Consider the following 18,342-nt stretch of genomic DNA (forward strand, 5'->3'; position numbering starts at 1 on the left):
GGCACTGGTGGACGAGTTTCAGGATACCGATCCGGTGCAGTACCGTATTTTCCGGCGTATTTATCAGCAAAGTCCTGATAATACGCCGGTCGGCTTCTTTATGATCGGTGATCCCAAACAGGCGATCTACGCTTTCCGCGGGGCCGATATCCATACCTATCTGCAAGCGCGTCAGGACAGTGAAGGGCAGCATTACACCCTGGATACCAATTACCGTTCATCGGCTGCATTGATCGAGTCGGTCAATGAGGTGTTCAGTCTGGCCGATCAACGTGCCCAGGGCGCGTTTATGTTCAAGACCGAAGAGTACAATCCGCTACCTTTTTTACCGGTGAAGGCTGGTAAGGCTGATATGCCAGGATTAATGCTGGAGGGAGAACAGGCACCCGCACTGCAAGGCTGGTTGGTTGAACAAACCGATGACAAGCTCAATAAAGGTGATGCCCGCGATAAACTGGCACTGGCGACGGCTGCTAAAATTGCCGGGTTACTCACCCAGGGACAGCAGGGGAAAGCCTTGTTACCTTTGGCCGAATCGGGCGGTTGGCGCGGGGTGCAGCCATCGGATTGCGCGGTATTGGTGAATAATCTTAATGAAGCTAATCTGGTCAGACAGGCTCTGCAGCAGTTGGGGGTTGCCAGTGTCTACCTTTCGGATCGTTCCAGTGTATTCCAGACCTGGATTGCCAGCGAGTTGTTGCAATTGCTGCGTGCGGTGTCGGACCCTTTGAATGAGAAACGCATACGTACTGCACTGGCCAGTCCGTTATTGCGCCCCGATATCGCCGCCCTGGAGCGGCTGAATCAGGATGAGCTTTACTGGGAAAGCCAGTCGGGTCAGTTTATGACTTATCATCAGATCTGGCAGCGCCAGGGTATTCTGCCGTTGATCTATCGCCTTATACAGGATTTCAATATTGCCGAGAGTGCCGGTCAGCGGCCTCAGGGGGAGCGCGAGTTAACTGACTTGCTGCACCTGGGCGAACTCCTGCATCAGGCGGCTGATACGCTGGATGGTGAGCAGGCATTGATACGTTATCTGGAAGAGTCGATTCTGGAGCCGGATGATCAGAGTGAAGCGCAGCAGTTGCGTCTGGAAACGGATGAGCAATTGGTACGGGTGGTCACCATCCATAAATCCAAAGGCCTGGAGTATCCTCTGGTGTTCTTGCCGTTTATCAGCGATAGCCGCCAAGCCAAGGCACAGGATACGCTACTGGTCACTCACAACGCCGAGCAGCAGGTTGAAGTGCATCTGCGTGCCAATTCTGAAAACCTGGTGCAGGCGGACACAGAGCGTCTGGCCGAAGATCTACGCAAGCTCTATGTGGCCTTGACCCGTGCCCGTTTTGTCAACTGGATAGGCCTGGCCGAAACCGATAGCTTTGCATCTTCGGCACTGGCTTATGTGCTGGGCGCCTCATCCGGCGCTTTGGCTGAACCCTTACAGCAGCTACAACATCTGAGCCTGCAACCTCTGCCCGACGCGCTACCCGATGCCTGGCAGCCGCCGAGCAAAAATCTGCTGTTAAGTGCCAGGTCTGCACCGCGCCTGACGCATGAATCCTGGTGGATTGCCAGTTATTCCGCACTGAAGCATGGCACCAGACAGGTCAGTGAGACCGCCTGGCAGGAAACCCTGCTGGAAACGCAGGATTCAGAGACTGACGCGCTCGACAGGCTGTCACTCCCGGACGCTCTGGATCTGCATAGCTTAGCCAAAGGCAGTCAGATAGGGACGTTTTTGCATAGTCTGCTGGAGTGGGCTGCGGGGCTGACATGGATCGATGCGCAGGGTGAACGACAACAAGGCTTTGCGGGGGTATTGGAACCGTCGTTACAGGAAACCTGTCGGGACTATCTGATCCAACGTTGCCAGCAGCGACAACTGCAGTCCTGGAGCGAACCACTATTGCACTGGCTGCAGCAGTTTATACGTCAGGAGTGGCAGTTTCCGCAGCAGGCTGTATCGGCAGCCTCGCCTTTGTGCCTGGCCGCGCTGTCACCCCGGCAATACAGTGTCGAACTGGAATTCTGGTTTGCCAGCCATCAGGTGAGTACCTTGAAACTGGATCAGTGGGTTCAACAGCGTACCCTGGCAGGTCTTGAGCGACCACCGTTGGCGGCCAATCGCTTGAATGGCATGCTCAAAGGTTTTATTGATCTGGTGGTTGAACATCAAGGGCGCTACTACATTATAGACTGGAAATCCAATTGGTTAGGTGTGAATAATCAAGCTTATTCTGACGATATGATGCGTCAGACCCTGCTGGCTAAACGCTATGATCTTCAATACCTTCTGTACCTGTTAGCCCTGCATCGGCAGCTGCGCTTGCGTTTGCCTGATTATGATTACGACCGTCATATAGCGGGGCCGCCTATGTGTTTTTGCGTGGTTACCGTGCTGACTCGCAGGGGGTGTTTTTCGATAAACCGGATCGTCAGGTGATTGAGGGACTGGATCGGCTGTTTGCCGGTCAGGCACTAACCGATGAGGTACTGGCATGAAAGCGGATATCGAAGCGTCATTCACCTGGCTGCATCTGTTCCATCAGCAAGGAAAGCTCCGGGCACTGGATCTGGCGCTGTGTCGCTATATTGCCGAGGCTGCACCAGAGTCAGATTCCTATGTGTTGTTGGCGATTGCCATGACCAGTGAACGTAACGGCCATGGTGATGTGTGCTGGATCTGATCGGTGCCCTGGCCAATCTGGAGGTGACAGCTGGGTCTGATGCTCAGGCATTGGCCGGTGTCTTGCAAACACTTAACTCCCTGAGCCCGGATGAATGGTGGGCGCGTTTGAGTCGCTCAGCCGCAATTCAGCCGCTAGCGATGGATGGGCGGGATGAACAGCCAGACAAAACCAGTGCTCCTTTGGTGTTAGCGGGTTCACCGCAACGTCCCATAGTCTATCTGCGCCGTTACTGGAACTATGAGCAGCAGGTGCGTGAGGCACTGATGCAGCGCATCGATCAGTGCTACGACTTGCCTGAAGACGAAATGGCAGCCTTGTTGAGTAGTTTGTTTCCACCAGCGACCGATGCAGGGCAACCGGATTGGCAGAAAATTGCCTGCGCCTTGTCGGCACGGCGAGGGTTTGCGGTGATTACCGGAGGTCCGGGAACCGGAAAAACCACCACGGTGGTCAGGTTGTTGGCGCTATTGCAGGCACTGGCATTGCAACAGGGCCAGACGGTGTTGCGTATTGCGCTGGCAGCCCCGACGGGCAAGGCCGCTGCTCGCCTTAACGCATCCATTGCCGCCCAGGTGGCAAGTCTGCCCCTGGCTGATTTAAGTCATGATCCTGAGCAACTGGCGGCGGCTATTCCGACAGAGGTGACCACACTGCATCGACTGTTAGGGCCGTTGCCGGACAGTCGTCGCTTTCGTCATCACCGGGCCCAGCCATTGCCGGTCGACTTGGTGGTGGTGGATGAGGCCTCCATGGTTGACCTGGAGATGCTCGCGGCACTGGTCGATGCACTTAAACCCGGTGCACGTCTGATTCTGCTGGGAGACAAGGATCAGTTAGCTTCTGTTGAAGCTGGCGCTATTTTGGGTGATTTGTGTCAGCAGGCTTCACTGGGGCGCTATCAGGCCGACACGGCTCAGTGGTTGGCGCGTGTCACCGGGTATGCGCTTGATGCCTCTTATCTTAGTGAGGCAGGGCGCCCCCTGGATCAGGCAATTACCATGTTGCGCCAGAGTCATCGCTTCAGCGAACAGGGTGGTATAGGAGCCCTGGCGCGTCTGGTCAATGATGGAGAATTGTATGGTCAAGCGGTGACTGATCGCCTGGCGGCTTTGGAGCAACTATTTGCTGAGCAGAATGATCAGATCGATCGCCTCAGAGTAAGTCATGCGGCGGATGCATCACTGGCACAACTGATTATTCAGGGTTATCAAGGTTATCTGCAACAGATTCAACAGAGTCGACCCGCTTTAGATGCCGGACAGGCGGCTCATGATCACTGGGCCGCTCAGGTACTGGAGTCCCACACCAGCTTTCAATTGTTGTGCGCGGTGCGCCAGGGTCCCTGGGGTGTTGAGCAGTTGAATCAGTGGATCAGCGGAATTCTGGCAGGGACCGGATTGCTTAAAGGCAGTGATGCACTCTGGTATGAAGGACGGCCGGTGCTGATTACCCGCAACGACTACAGCTTGCGTTTAATGAATGGCGATATAGGTATTGCGTTAATGCGCCCTGTGGAGCAGCCAGACGGCACTATCACTTCCGCATTACGGGTCGTTTTTCCGGCCGCCGATGGTAGCGTGCGCTGGATCATGCCGAGTCGCCTGCAGGCATTGGAAAGCGTTTTTGCCATGACCGTGCATAAATCACAGGCTCTGAATTCACTCACACCGCCCTGGTATTACCGGATCAACCCAACCCTGTACTGACCCAGGAGCTAATCTACACCGGCATCACCCGCTCCCGCGAGCGTTTCACCCTGATCTACAGCCGTGACAGCCTGCTCAGACATGCCCTGGAAAAACGCGTAACCCGCCTCAGCGGCCTTCACCTCTAAGTCTCAAAAAAGGGGTGCTCCCCTTTTTTTTTGACCTCCTTTTAGGAGGCCAGGGTGGTTAGGAGGGCTTCGACTTGTTGGAAGCGTTCTTCGATGCTTTCCATAGGCAGGGTGAAGCGGAGTCCGGAGGGGCCGTCCAGTTTGAAGATGCGCGGTTGGCGCTGGATCATCTGGATAAGCTTGATCGGTTCAACTTTGGGTTCAGCGTCAAATTCGATTTTACCGCCTTTATTGCCGACATCCAGCTTCTGGATGCCCAACACTTCGGCTTGCAGCTTCAGCTCGGTCAGGCGTAACAAATTTTTACTGGCTTCAGGGAGCAGGCCGAAGCGGTCAATCATTTCTACCTGGATCTCGCGTAAGGCATTGGCATCGCGCGCATTGGAGATACGTTTGTACAGCATCAGGCGGTTATGTACATCCGGCAGGTAATCATCCGGAATCAGTGCTGACAGGTGCAGATTGACTTCACAGCCGTGGTTTAGCGGTTTGTCCAGATTCGGTGTTTTGCCATCGCGGATCGCTTCAACGGCTTGCTCGAGCATTTCCATATACAGACCAAAACCTATCGTTTGCATCTGACCGCTTTGATCTTCACCCAGCAGCTCACCAGCACCGCGGATTTCCAGGTCATGCGTAGCAAGCGTAAAGCCTGCGCCCAGTGTGGAGGCTTCAGAAATGGCTTCAAGACGTTTCTGCGCATCATCGGTCATGTTGCGCTTATCTGGTGTTAGCAGATAAGCGTAGGCCTGGTGGTGCGAGCGGCCGACGCGGCCACGTAACTGATGCAGCTGCGCCAGGCCGAATTTATCTGCACGCTCAATAATAATGGTGTTGGCGTTGGGGATGTCTATGCCGGTTTCGATGATGGTGGTACACACAAGCACATTGAAGCGTTTGTGATAAAAGTCGCTCATCACCTGTTCCAGCTCACGTTCCCGCATCTGTCCATGTCCTGCCGCAACACGGGCTTCCGGCACCAGAGCGTCAATTTCAGCAACCACTTTATCGATGGTTTTGACTTCGTTATGCAGGAAATAGACCTGTCCACCACGTAACAGCTCACGCAGTATGGCTTCTTTTAACAATGCGGGCTCTGATTGGCGGACAAAGGTTTTTACCGATAGACGCCGTGCCGGTGGGGTTGCGATGATGGATAAGTCACGCATTCCCGACATGGCCATGTTCAGTGTGCGCGGGATGGGTGTGGCCGTCATGGTCAGAATATCGACTTCTGCTCGCAGCGCTTTGATTTTTTCTTTCTGTTGAACACCGAAACGGTGTTCTTCATCAATAATCAGTAAGCCAAGGTTTTTGTAGGTCAGGCTGCCTTGCAATAATTTGTGTGTGCCGATCAGAATATCCACCTGACCGTCACTGAGCTGTTGGGCAATAACCTGTTGCTGTTTGGCGCTGCGAAAGCGTGAGATGAGCTCTACATTGATTGGCCAGTCAGCAAAACGGTCACGGAAATTGTCGAAATGCTGTTGAGCCAGCAGTGTAGTGGGCACCAAAACTGCCACTTGTTTACCCGCTTGCGCGGCAATAAAGGCCGCACGCATGGCCACTTCGGTTTTACCAAAACCGACATCACCACATACCAGCCGGTCCATAGGTTTGGCTGAACGCATGTCGCGGATCACAGCCTCTATAGCACTGGCCTGATCCGGAGTTTCTTCAAAAGGGAAGGTTGCTGCAAAACGTTCGAAATCGGTCTCAGGAAATTCAAATGAAAAGCCTTCGCGAGCATTACGGCGGGCATAGATATCCAACAGCTCAGCGGCAGTATCACGGACTTTTTCAGCAGCCTTGCGACGTGCCTTACTCCATTGTTCAGTACCCAGACGGTGCAGCGGCGCCTGTTCATCAGTAGCGCCTGAGTAGCGACTGATGAGGTGTAGTGACGAAACCGGGACATAGAGTTTCGCTTCGTTGGCGTATTCCAGCATTAAAAACTCATTGATCTGCCCATCAACGGTGATGCTTTGCAGGCCACGGTAGCGGCCGACACCATGGTCAATATGTACCACGGGTGCATTCGTGGTCAGCTCGGACAGGTGGCGGATAACCTGATCGGATTGTTCTTTCTCACGCTGGCGGCGACGGCGCTGAAAGATCTGTCGACCAAATAACTGCGTTTCCGTAACCAGATGTAACTCACCCGGAATGGATATACCCTGGTCCAGTGCAAAAACACTGATGCCGAGTCGTACCGGCTTGGCTTGAAAGGCTTGCCAGTTGTCAAAGTCTGTTGCTTTCAGATGAGTGCGTCGCAAAAGCTCCTGTAGCGCTTCACGCCGGCCAGGTGATTCGGCACAGATTAAAAAATGCGCCTTGCTGTCACTTTCCATTAACTGCTTGAGTTTATACAGAGGTTCATCACTGCCGGGCTCAGCCGTCAGGTCAGCAGGCGCAGTACAGGGTAGGTTATCACGCCCAGGTTTGCGTTGTTCTGTGTCGGTTGTTACGCGAATACGTGGGTAGTGCTTGAGACGGCCAAGCAGCTCATCCGCTGAGAGGTACAGTGCATCGGGGCTCAATATAGGCCGCTGGGTATCAAAGTTGCGTTCCTGATAGCGGTTTTGCACTTCGTCAGCGAAATGTTTAGCCGCATCACTGACACCTGCCTGCTCAACGATTAATGTTTGCTCGGGTAGGTAATCAAACAGCGTTGCAAGCTGATCGAAAAACAGCGGTAAATAGTATTCTATACCCGAGGGAGCAATACCCTCAGAAACATCGCGGTAAACCGGGCAGCGGTTAAAATCCACTTCAAAGACTTCGCGCCAACGCTGCTTAAAATGGCGTATAGAATCCTGGTTAAACGGAAATTCTCGCGCAGGTAACAGGCGAATGCGTTCCAACTGATCGATGGAAAGCTGGGTTTCCGGATCAAAGGTGCGCAGCGTTTCAATTTCATCATCAAACAGATCGATACGGAAGGGGAGGTCACTACCCATCGGGAAAATATCGATAATGGCACCACGAATGGCAAACTCGCCATGTTCATACACGGTATTGACCGCCTGGTAACCCGCATGAACCAGTTGTTGGCGTATGGTATCTGGATTGAACTCCTGTCCCTTATCCAGGCTCAGGCTGTTTCCGGTGATGAAAGTGGTGGGGGCTATGCGCTGCATCAGCGTGGATGCCGAGACAATCAAAATGCCACGCTTCATGGCCGGTAAGCGATACAGGGTTTCTATACGCTGGGAAATAATATCCTGATGCGGTGAAAAAGAGTCATAGGGCAGGGTTTCCCAATCAGGAACCAGCAGTATTTCATTGTCATCCTGACTAAAAAAACGGGTTTCCTGGCGGATACGCAGTGCGGTTTCGTTATCCTTGCACACAAGTACCACCAGCCCTTGTTGCTGCCGGGTGAGTAGTTGTTGCAGTACCAAGCCGGTGCTGCAGCCAGTGACTTGCCCAACACGTTTAATGTCACCTGTCGAGTGGGGTAACGTAAAGGAAAATGGGGCCAGCAAGGTAAGCTCCTTTAATTCAGCGGCTGAGAGTCCAAATCGGCTATTCTAACCAATGCTGTAAAAAAACACAGTGAATCATGAGATTTACTCCCAAAATTCACCTATTCTTGTAAGTTCGGACCAAAGTATATCGAATCGAATTTGATCCGGATGGCCTAAACAGGGATAATGCGCGCACGCAAATGGAGCCATTACAATGTCGGAGCAAGCTGTGAGCCAAGAACTGATTTTAGCGGACTGGAATGCGCGTGAGTCTATTGCTGAAGCAATGATTCCGTTGGTCGGTAGACTTTACCGTGAACGTAATGTCGAGATCTCTATCTATGGTCGTGTCATCGTTAAGCGTTCGGTGATCGATGTGATCAAAGCGCACCGCTTTGTAAGACAGGTAGAGGATGAAGAGGTGTCAGTGATCGATACCTTTCCGGTATTGGAAGTAGTCAGTGGCCTGGATCTTCACAATGCACATGTGGATATCGCCAAACTGGCAGTAAACTTCCGGACTGAAGCAAAAGGGCGTTCACTGGAGCAATTTGTTGCTGATGAGCTAGCCGATGCTGTGGGCCCAATCGATGATCGTAAACCGGTGGATGTTGTTCTTTACGGTTTCGGTCGTATCGGTCGTATCCTTACGCGGCAGTTAGTTGACCGTGCGGGTATTGGTCATAGTATGCGCCTGCGTGCGATCGTTGTACGTAAGGGTAGCGCAGAAAATGACCTGGAAAAGCGCGCCAGTTTATTACGTCGTGATTCTGTGCATGGCTCATTTAAAGGCACGATACAGGTAGACGAAGAGAACCAGTCTATTATTGCCAATGGTGTGGCGATTAAAGTAATTTTTGCCAGTCAACCAGAAGACATAGACTATACCCAGTACGGTATCAATGATGCACTGGTTATCGATAACACGGGCATGTTCCGTGATGCTGAAGGCATGTCTCGCCACCTGAAAGCCAAGGGTGCGGCCAGGGTGATGTTGACGGCACCAGGTAAAAACATGAAAAACATTGTCATGGGTGTCAATCATTTAGATATCACCGCTGAAGATACTATTCTTTCAGCGGCATCCTGTACCACTAACGCGATTGTGCCGGTGTTAAAAGCGCTGCAGGATAAGTTTGGTATTGAAAATGGCCATGTAGAGACAGTGCACTCCTACACCAATGATCAGAATCTGATTGATAATTACCACAAAGGAAGTCGCCGTGGTCGTGCGGCGGCACTGAATATGGTTATTACTGAAACAGGTGCGGCCAAGGCGGTTGCCAAGGCGTTGCCTGAGCTGGAAGGTAAGCTGACCGGTAACGCGATTCGTGTGCCAACACCCAATGTGTCCATGGCAATTTTGAACCTGAACCTAAAAGCTGGAACCACTAAAGAAGAGCTGAATGACTACCTGCGCTTTATTGCACTGCATTCTGATTTGCAGAAGCAGGTGGATTACAGTATTTCAGCTGAAGCGGTTTCATCTGATTTTGTTGGTTCAAGAGCCGCGGGCGTCGTTGATGCGCTGGCAACCATTGCTGAAGGTAATCGTTGTGTGCTGTATGTCTGGTACGATAATGAATACGGCTATAGCTGCCAGGTTATACGTATGGCGCAACAAATTTGCAAGACTACGCTGACACCCTATCCGTTAGAAACAAATAAGTAACAGATAACGCATATTGAAAGACGTAAATTTTATAAAAATGCCGCAGTAATGCGGCATTTTTTTTATGGTTATTATTTAGATAATATTTTCATAGATTAATATTTTCTAAGGTTATAATTTATTGCTTATATTGGCTGGGCAGTGAAAATATCTATTAAATAATCAATTTTACAACTTTAGCATTATCATTAGATTGCAGTGTTTGGTAGAAAAATTACAAGAATATCAGGTATAATGAGGAAGTTTTTGGGTGGAATTTTGTTCTGTTCGATAACAATAATCAGTTGTATTTCAGTGGTGCTGAAAAATGATTGACTTAATGGGGCAGTAAACAAGGTTTCGGATTTTTTAGTTAGATTGGGTGAGGCGAATGATCAGGATCAAGAAGGGTCTGGATCTACCGATAACGGGCGAACCGGCGCAGACTATTGAAGATGCTGCAAAAGTGAGTTCGGTCGCTTTGATTGGTTATGATTATGTTGGTATGAAACCAACTATGGCCGTTAAAGAAGGTGACCGTGTTAAGCTCGGGCAAGTGATCTTTACCGATAAAAAAACCGAAGGCGTTCAGTATACAGCTCCTGGTGCAGGTGTGGTCAAAGCGATCAACCGGGGTGAGCGTCGTGTATTACAGTCTGTAGTCATTGAACTGGATGCGGAAGAAGAGGCTGTAGAATTCAGCCAATACGCCGCCGATCAGTTGGCTACCTTGACACGTGAACAGGTACAGGAAAATTTGGTTCAGTCCGGTCTCTGGACAGCTCTGCGCACCAGGCCTTTCAGCAAAGTACCTGCTGCAGGAAGCGTACCTCACTCCATCTTCGTCACTGCCATGGATACCAATCCACTTGCAGCTGACCCGCAGGTAATCATTGCCGATCAAGCGGATGCCTTTAAACAGGGCCTGTCGTTACTGACCAAACTGACTGATGGCAAGGTGTTTTTATGTAAAGCACCCGGCGCTTCTATTCCAACGGTTGATGGCGTAACGACTGAAGAGTTTGAAGGTCCACACCCCGCAGGGAATCCCAGTACCCATATTCACTTCCTGGATCCTGTTTCCCAGAAAAAAACTGTCTGGCAGATTGGTTATCAGGATGTTATAGCTTTTGCCAAACTCTTTACTACAGGACGTTTGCACCTGGATAGAGTTGTTGCTCTGGCCGGCCCCCAGGTTGAAAAACCTGTGTTGGTTCGTACTCGTGTAGGTGCCTGTCTGACTGAGCTGACCGCCGGTAAACTGCGTAGTGGTAAGAACAGAATTATCAGTGGTTCCATTTGGAATGGTATGACAGCCTCTGGCCCACTGGGTTATTTGACGCGTTATACTAATCAGGTCTCTGTGCTGCTGGAAGGTAATGAGCGTGAATTCATGGGCTGGATTGCTCCGGGTAAGGAGAAATTCTCAGTACTGAATATGTTTATTTCCAAGTTTGCACCAGGAAAACGTTTTGACTTTACTACCACCACGAATGGTTCTGAGCGAGCTATGGTGCCAGTAGGGCAATTCGAAGAACTGATGCCTCTGGATATTCTGCCGACACAGCTGATGCGAGCACTTGTTACAGGCGATATTGTGCTGGCTATGCAGCTGGGTTGTCTTGAGTTGGATGAAGAGGATGTTGCACTCTGTTCTTTTGCCTGTGTAGGCAAATATGAGTACGGCCCAATTCTCCGTGACAATCTGACGCGCATTGAAAAAGAGGCGTAGGAGACAGGCATGAGTATTAGAGCTGTTTTAGATAAAATGGAGCCGCATTTCCACAAAGGCGGCAAATATGAAAACTGGTATGCTCTGTTTGAAGCAGTGGATACCATTTTCTATACCCCTGGCAAGGTAACCCGTGCCGGTGCACATGTGCGTGATGGTGTTGACCTGAAGCGTATGATGATCCTGGTATGGATGTGTACTTTTCCTGCTGTTTTCTTTGGTTTGTACAGTGTAGGCCTGCATGCCAATACGGCTATGGCACAGTTGGGTATCACCGAAGCTGAAGGTTGGAGAGGTTCTATCCTGAGTGCTTTGACCAGTTATAACGCCAACAGCCTGTGGGATAACATTATCCACGGCGCGGTTTACTGGTTACCCATCTATGCTGTGACCTTTATCGTGGGTGGCTTCTGGGAAGTCCTGTTTGCCATGAAGCGTGGCCATGAAGTCAACGAAGGCTTCTTTGTGACGTCGATCCTCTTTTCACTGATTTTACCGGCTACTATTCCGTTGTGGCAGGTTGCACTGGGTATTACCTTTGGTGTGGTCATAGGTAAAGAGGTGTTTGGTGGTACGGGTAAGAACTTCCTGAATCCCGCCTTGACTGGTCGTGCCTTCCTGTATTTTGCTTATCCGGCACAGATATCCGGGGATGCGATCTGGACGGCAGTAGATGGCTTTTCCGGTGCGACCCCTCTGGGTTTAGCCGCCATGGGTGGTGTACAGGAAATCATTGGCGCAGGTGTTACCTGGACCAGTGCATTTGTTGGCACAATACAAGGCTCAGTTGGTGAGGTGTCAACACTGGCAATCATCATAGGTGGTGCCATTATTATGTATGCCAAGATTGCTGCCTGGCGGATTGTCGCGGGTGTGACGGTCGGTGTTATTGGTACAACACTGCTATTCAATATTATCGGTTCGGAAACCAATCCGATGTTTGCTGTGCCTTTCTGGTGGCATTTCGTCATTGGTGGTTTGGCATTTGGTATGTTCTTTATGGCAACGGATCCGGTATCGGCTTCGATGACCAATACGGGTAAGTGGGTATTCGGTGCGTTGATCGGTGTGATGACCATTCTGATCCGTGTTGTGAACCCGGCCTTCCCGGAAGGCATCATGCTGGCGATCCTGTTCGCCAACCTGTTTGCGCCGCTAATTGACAACTTTGTTGTGCAGGCGAATATCAAACGGAGGATGTTACGTAATGTCGTCTAATAAAGATTCTATCGGAAAAACAGTTACTGTAGCCTTGGTGCTGTGTGTAGTCTGTTCTGTTGTTGTATCGGCAGCGGCTGTCATGTTGAAGCCTATGCAGCAGTACAATATGGATCAGGATCGTAAATCCAATATTCTTCGTGCTGCGGGCATTACTGATCCGAGTAAATCGGTTGATGAGCTGTTTGCACAGATTACAACTCGCACGGTCGATCTCGAAACCGGAGAGTTTACGGATGAATTTGTTCCTGCGGCAGAAGACTTCCGTCGTGCGGCAGGTGATCCTGCTTTATCGGAGTCGCTTGATCGTCGTGAAGATATTGCTTCTATCAAGCGCCAGCCCAATATCATGCCAGTGTATATAGTAGAAGCCGATGATGGTTCTATCGATACATTGATATTGCCGGTTTATGGTTATGGTTTGTGGTCTACTCTGTATGGCTTTCTGGCATTGGAAGGTGACCTGAATACGGTTGCCGGGCTGGGATTCTATGAGCATGCAGAGACCCCAGGTCTGGGTGGCGAAATCGATAATCCGGACTGGAAAGCCTCCTGGGTTGGCAAAGAGATTTATGCAGGTGAATCTACAAGCGAGCCAGCACTGCGTGTGATCAAGGGTGCTGTGGATCCTTCACAATCCGGGTCTGAACATCGTATAGATGGTCTGGCAGGGGCAACCCTGACATCCAACGGGGTCACTAATATGATCCGTTTCTGGATGGGTGAGTCGGGTTTTGGTCCGCTTATTGCCAATCTGCGTGAAGCGAGTGCAACAGGTACGGCCGAATTGGTTGAACCTGATGCCGATGCTGATGCGCTTGAAGTGGATGAGGTGTAATCATGTCGAATACTAAAGAGATTATTTTAACGCCAATCTTCAAGAATAACCCTATTGCACTTCAGGTGTTGGGAGTTTGTTCTGCATTGGCGGTGACAACCAATATGAACAATGCAGTGGTTATGACACTGGCTGTTATGTCAGTAACAGCCTTTTCTAACTTGTTCATTTCGCTGATCAGATCACAAATACCCAGCAACATCCGTATCATCGTACAGATGACGATAATCGCTTCTCTGGTAATTGTGGTTGACCAGGTACTGAAAGCCGTCGCTTATGATGTGTCAAAGCAGCTGTCGGTGTTTGTTGGTCTGATCATCACTAACTGCATCGTGCTGGGTCGTGCAGAAGCCTTTGCCATGAAAAATCCACCTTTGCCAAGCTTCATTGATGGCCTGGGCAATGGTTTAGGCTATGGCTTTGTCTTGCTGTTTGTAGCATTCTTCCGTGAATTACTCGGTGCTGGTAGCTTGTTTGGCTACGAGATTCTGCCGTTAGTTACCAATGGTGGCTGGTATAACAGCAACGGCTTGTTCCTGTTACCTCCAAGTGCATTCTTCCTGATTGGTATTCTGATCTGGGTGATACGCACCTGGAAACCTGAGCAGGTTGAGCATCCTGATTTCGTTATTGCACCTAACACCAGTAAGGAGGCTGTGTAAGTCATGGAACAATATATCAGTCTTGCTATTCGGGCCATATTTGTTGAAAACATGGCATTGGCTTTCTTTCTGGGTATGTGTACTTTTCTGGCTATTTCCAAAAAGGTACAGACGGCTCTGGGCTTAGGTATCGCGGTGGTAGTGGTATTGGTTATCACTACACCCATCAACAACCTGATCTACAATTATCTCCTGCGTGAAGGCGCCTTGAGCTGGGCAGGTTATCCCGATGTCGACCTGAGTTTTCTGGGTTTTATCTCTTATATCGGTATCATCGCGGCGGTGGTGCAGATACTGGAGATGTTCCTGGATAAATATGTGCCGGTTCTATACAACGCACTGGGTGTTTTCCTGCCGCTGATTACAGTGAACTGTGCCATTTTGGGTGCTGCGCTGTTTATGGTTGAACGTGACTATACTTTTGGCGAAAGCATTGTTTATGGTGCAGGCGCAGGTATTGGTTGGGCTCTGGCGATTACAGCGCTTGCCGGTATTCGTGAAAAGCTTAAGTATAGTGATGTACCAGCCGGTCTGCGTGGTCTGGGTATCACTTTCATTATTGTGGGGTTGATGTCTCTTGGCTTTATGTCGTTCTCCGGCGTATCGCTTTAATCCACTGGGACAACAATAGAAGGGTGGAATAAGCTGATGAATGCAGAAATTATTCTGGGTGTGGTTATGTTTACGGCGTTGGTGTTGGCAATGGTTGCCATCATTCTGGCCGCACGCTCAAAACTGGTGAGTACCGGTAACGTCACTATAGAAATCAATGGCGATCCGGACAAAACAATTACCGTGCCAGCCGGTGGAAAGCTGTTGAATGCCTTGTCTGATCAAGGCGTGTTCCTGGCATCGGCCTGTGGTGGCGGTGGTACCTGCGCACAGTGTAAATGTGAAGTCCATGAAGGTGGTGGCGCTATGCTGCCAACCGAGGAGTCGCACTTTACTCTGCGCGAAGCCAAAGAAGGCTGGAGGCTTTCTTGTCAGGTGCCGGTTAAGCAAAACATGAAAATAGAGGTCGAGGACGATGTCTTCGGTGTCAAAAAATGGACTTGTACCGTTGACTCTAACCCCAACCTGGCAACTTTTATTAAAGAGTTGACGCTGCGCTTACCCGAAGGTGAAAACGTTGATTTCCGGGCTGGTGGTTATGTGCAGTTGGAATGTCCACCACACGTAGTGAACTACAAGGACTTTGATATTGAAGAAGAATATCGGGGTGATTGGGATAAGTTCGATATGTGGCGGTATGTCTCTAAAGTGACTGAACCGACAATACGTGCTTATTCTATGGCGAACTACCCGGAAGAGCGTGGTGTGGTGAAATTCAATATTCGTATTGCGTCTCCACCACCGGGAACTGATTTGCCACCAGGGATTATGTCGTCCTACGTGTTTGCGTTGAAGCCTGGCGATACTATTGATGTTTACGGTCCCTTTGGTGAGTTTTTTGCCAAGGACACCGAGAATGAAATGGTGTTTGTAGGTGGTGGTGCCGGTATGGCACCGATGCGTTCACATATCTTCGATCAGTTGTTGCGCTTGCAGTCCAAACGCAAGATAACCTTCTGGTATGGTGCGCGTTCATTACGTGAAGCTTTTTATGTCGAAGAGTTTGATAAGCTGGCAGCAGAAAATCCCAATTTCACCTGGCACTTAGCGTTATCTGATCCATTGCCGGAAGATAACTGGGAAGGCCCGACTGGCTTTATTCACAATGTACTCTATGAAAACTATCTGAAAGAGCATGAAGCTCCGGAAGACTGTGAGTACTACATGTGTGGACCACCAATGATGAACTCGGCTGTTATTAAGTTGCTTGAAGATCTGGGTGTGGAGCCAGAAAATATCCTTCTGGATGATTTCGGCGGCTGATCCTAGCCAATGCCCCCCTAAGTTCGTTAAAATGGCTGGAAACGCAAGTTCCGGCCATTTTTTTTTAGCTAACCTGACTCTATTCAGTTTGCTAATGGCCTGTTTAGTCTTTGGAGACTGTTATGGAAGTATTTTTTATTACATTGGTGATTTTGTTATTACTTACCCTGGGTATGTCAGTAGGCGTGATTATGGGGCGTAAACCGATCGCCGGTTCTTGCGGTGGTATGAGCTCGCTGGGCATGGAAACAGCTTGCGATATTTGCGGCGGCGATAAAGAAATATGTGATGATGAAGATGAAAAGCAACGCATTATCAATGCCAAAAAGCAGGGCAATGCTGATCTTGCCTATGAGGTTAATTCTAAAGGCTAATTCTAAAGGTGAATTGGCATTAAGGGCCATGCAGGCTAGGCTTGATGGCTACTGTTATATCTGAATACTATCAATTCTGTAACGTATTCAACAATCATACAAGGGGATAGTGAATGGCTGAGTATAACTACGATGTCGTAGTCATAGGTTCGGGCCCGGCAGGTGAAGGCGCTGCCATGAACGCGGCTAAAAAAGGGCTGCGTGTGGCTGTCATTGAGGAGCAGGATACCGTCGGTGGTAACTGTACTCACAAAGGCACTATCCCATCCAAAGCGTTGCGCCACTCGGTTAAGCAGATTATTGAGTTCAATACCAACCCGATGTTTCGTGATATAGGTGAGCCGCGTTGGTTCTCCTTTCCCAAAGTGTTGCGACGTGCTGAAAAAGTAATCTCTAATCAGGTGATGTTGCGTACAAACTTCTATGCCCGTAACCGTATCGATGTTTTTTTTGGTTTCGCCACTTTTGTTGATAAAGGCCAGTTAAAGGTTAAAAGCACCGGACAGGATGAAGAGATACTGCGGGCAAAAAACTTCATTATTGCCACAGGTTCAAGCCCCTGGTGTCCGGCTGATGTCGATTTCACACACCCACGCATTTACAACTCTGACTCTATTTTGAAACTGAACCATACGCCGCGTACGATGGTGATTTATGGTGCGGGGGTTATTGGTTGTGAGTATGCGTCGATTTTCAGTGGTCTGGGTGTCAAGGTAGATCTGATTGATAACCGTGATCGCTTGCTGTCATTCCTGGATGCTGAGATATCCGACTCGCTTAGCTATCACCTGCGTAACAATGCTGTCAAAATTCGTCACAACGAAGATTATCAAAGCATTGTCGGTGATGAACGCGGCGTGACTGTAGATTTCAAATCAGGCAAGCGTTTACGTGCGGATGCGTTTCTTTGGTGTGCGGGTCGTTCAGGAAATACCAAAGGTCTCGGCCTGGAGGCTATTGGCCTGAAGGCAAATAGCCGGGGGCAGATTGAAGTTGATCAACATTATAAAACGGCTTGTGAAGGTGTATATGCCGTTGGTGATGTAATCGGCTGGCCAAGTCTGGCATCGGCTGCACTGGATCAGGGGCGTGCGGCTTCATCTGATTTGTTGCAAGCGGATGACTTCCGTTACATTAATGATGTACCAACAGGCATTTATACCATTCCTGAAATCAGCTCAGTAGGTAAAACAGAAGAAGAGTTGACTCAGGATTGTGTGCCTTATGAGGTCGGTCAGGCCTTCTTCAAGGATACGGCGCGTGCGCAGATTTCCGGTGAGCCTGTGGGCATGCTGAAAATTCTGTTCCACCGGGAAACCTTTCAGATTTTGGGTATTCACTGCTTCGGCGATCAGGCCTCAGAGATTATCCATATCGGCCAGGCCATTATGAGTCAGGAAGGTGAAGCGAATACGCTGAAGTATTTCGTCAATACCACCTTTAACTATCCGACCATGGCTGAAGCCTACCGTGTGGCCGCGATTGCAGGTATTAATCGCGTCGACAATCTTTGATAGCTTGATGAGTAGTCCTGCCAGGTCAGCTTGAAAGACTTGTTGGTGGGACTTGTCTTTACTCATAACAATTGGTGACCTAGGGCTAATGGGATCGGATCTGTCTGACACGCCGTTAACCCATCCCTGGGGGCTCAGCTGCCGCCGTCCTGGCGGCAGATGGTCAGCCATATCCGATCCCATCAGCCCTCTCAAGCTTGGGTGCCAACATTAACGCCGTAAACATCCTCTTTTAAAGTTTGGTATATACGATAAGCATGCAGTCTTATTCCATGCCGTCGTGCATTTGGATTTGGCACAGGGCTTTGGGCAGGGTAGTGGTATCGTTTTGGTGGGACCGTCTGCCGCCAGGACGGCGGCAGTGGAGCGGTCAGGATGACGAAAAGCGTGTATGGACTCCTCCTCTTTTGCAAGCACTTTGTTTGATCGAAGCCAAGGTACGACTGCCTACGTGTATCCGGTCTCATTAATGATGCCG

At 50.0% G+C, this 18,342-nt stretch carries 13 protein-coding genes; 12 read left to right on the top strand and 1 reads right to left on the bottom strand.

Annotation, left to right across the window (positions count from 1 at the left end; all coding sequences use genetic code 11):
- Nucleotides 1–7: 7 nt before the first annotated feature.
- The 3 genes from LH51_RS00395 to recD are packed head-to-tail and all read left to right on the top strand — an operon-like array spanning nucleotide 8 to nucleotide 4,402.
- Entirely contained in the window at nucleotides 8–2,449 is a 2,442-nt protein-coding gene (locus LH51_RS00395; RefSeq protein ID WP_235263357.1) for a 3'-5' exonuclease, read from the top strand.
- A gap of 55 nt (nucleotides 2,450–2,504) precedes the next feature.
- Nucleotides 2,505–2,693, top strand: coding sequence for a hypothetical protein (locus tag LH51_RS21040; protein WP_200881812.1), 189 nt, complete (start codon nucleotides 2,505–2,507; stop codon nucleotides 2,691–2,693).
- Entirely contained in the window at nucleotides 2,681–4,402 is a 1,722-nt protein-coding gene (recD, locus tag LH51_RS00400) for an exodeoxyribonuclease V subunit alpha (protein WP_200881813.1), read from the top strand. Before LH51_RS21040 ends, recD begins: the two co-directional genes overlap by 13 nt.
- Before the next feature lie 169 nt (nucleotides 4,403–4,571).
- Here recD and mfd read toward each other — a convergent pair whose 3' ends face one another.
- Entirely contained in the window at nucleotides 4,572–8,018 is a 3,447-nt protein-coding gene (gene mfd / locus LH51_RS00405) for a transcription-repair coupling factor (protein ID WP_036518681.1), read from the bottom strand.
- A gap of 211 nt (nucleotides 8,019–8,229) precedes the next feature.
- Here mfd and LH51_RS00410 point away from each other — a divergent pair, with 211 nt between their 5' ends.
- The 9 genes from LH51_RS00410 to sthA all read left to right on the top strand — a co-directional run bounded on the left by LH51_RS00410 (nucleotide 8,230) and on the right by sthA (nucleotide 17,864).
- Nucleotides 8,230–9,672, top strand: a complete 1,443-nt coding sequence (locus LH51_RS00410; protein WP_036518706.1) for a glyceraldehyde-3-phosphate dehydrogenase — start codon at nucleotides 8,230–8,232, stop codon at nucleotides 9,670–9,672.
- Between the two features lie 370 nt (nucleotides 9,673–10,042).
- Nucleotides 10,043–11,383, top strand: coding sequence for a Na(+)-translocating NADH-quinone reductase subunit A (locus tag LH51_RS00415; RefSeq protein ID WP_036518682.1), 1,341 nt, complete (start codon nucleotides 10,043–10,045; stop codon nucleotides 11,381–11,383).
- Nucleotides 11,384–11,392: 9 nt separating this feature from the next.
- Nucleotides 11,393–12,601, top strand: a complete 1,209-nt coding sequence (locus tag LH51_RS00420) for an NADH:ubiquinone reductase (Na(+)-transporting) subunit B (RefSeq protein ID WP_036518684.1) — start codon at nucleotides 11,393–11,395, stop codon at nucleotides 12,599–12,601.
- Nucleotides 12,591–13,439 carry a Na(+)-translocating NADH-quinone reductase subunit C gene (locus tag LH51_RS00425; protein ID WP_081960588.1) on the top strand — a complete coding sequence of 283 codons (849 nt, stop codon included), beginning with the start codon at nucleotides 12,591–12,593 and terminating at the stop codon, nucleotides 13,437–13,439. The genes LH51_RS00420 and LH51_RS00425 overlap by 11 nt, the downstream gene beginning before the upstream one ends.
- A gap of 2 nt (nucleotides 13,440–13,441) precedes the next feature.
- A complete protein-coding gene (locus LH51_RS00430) occupies nucleotides 13,442–14,101 on the top strand; it encodes an NADH:ubiquinone reductase (Na(+)-transporting) subunit D (RefSeq protein ID WP_036518687.1) in 660 nt (219 codons plus the stop codon).
- Nucleotides 14,102–14,104: 3 nt separating this feature from the next.
- The gene (gene nqrE / locus LH51_RS00435) at nucleotides 14,105–14,713 is read left to right on the top strand and encodes an NADH:ubiquinone reductase (Na(+)-transporting) subunit E (RefSeq protein WP_036518690.1); all 609 of its coding nucleotides are present in this window, start codon (nucleotides 14,105–14,107) and stop codon (nucleotides 14,711–14,713) included.
- Between the two features lie 36 nt (nucleotides 14,714–14,749).
- Entirely contained in the window at nucleotides 14,750–15,976 is a 1,227-nt protein-coding gene (nqrF, locus tag LH51_RS00440; RefSeq protein WP_036518694.1) for an NADH:ubiquinone reductase (Na(+)-transporting) subunit F, read from the top strand.
- A 122-nt stretch (nucleotides 15,977–16,098) separates the two neighbouring features.
- Entirely contained in the window at nucleotides 16,099–16,350 is a 252-nt protein-coding gene (nqrM, locus tag LH51_RS00445; RefSeq protein ID WP_036518696.1) for a (Na+)-NQR maturation NqrM, read from the top strand.
- Nucleotides 16,351–16,463: 113 nt separating this feature from the next.
- Nucleotides 16,464–17,864: a Si-specific NAD(P)(+) transhydrogenase gene (gene sthA, locus LH51_RS00450; RefSeq protein WP_036518699.1), complete on the top strand. Its 1,401-nt coding sequence runs from the start codon at nucleotides 16,464–16,466 to the stop codon at nucleotides 17,862–17,864.
- Nucleotides 17,865–18,342: the final 478 nt, after the last annotated feature.

It is taken from the genome of Nitrincola sp. A-D6 (assembly GCF_000764495.1).
Taxonomy (GTDB): Bacteria; Pseudomonadota; Gammaproteobacteria; order Pseudomonadales; family Balneatricaceae; genus Nitrincola.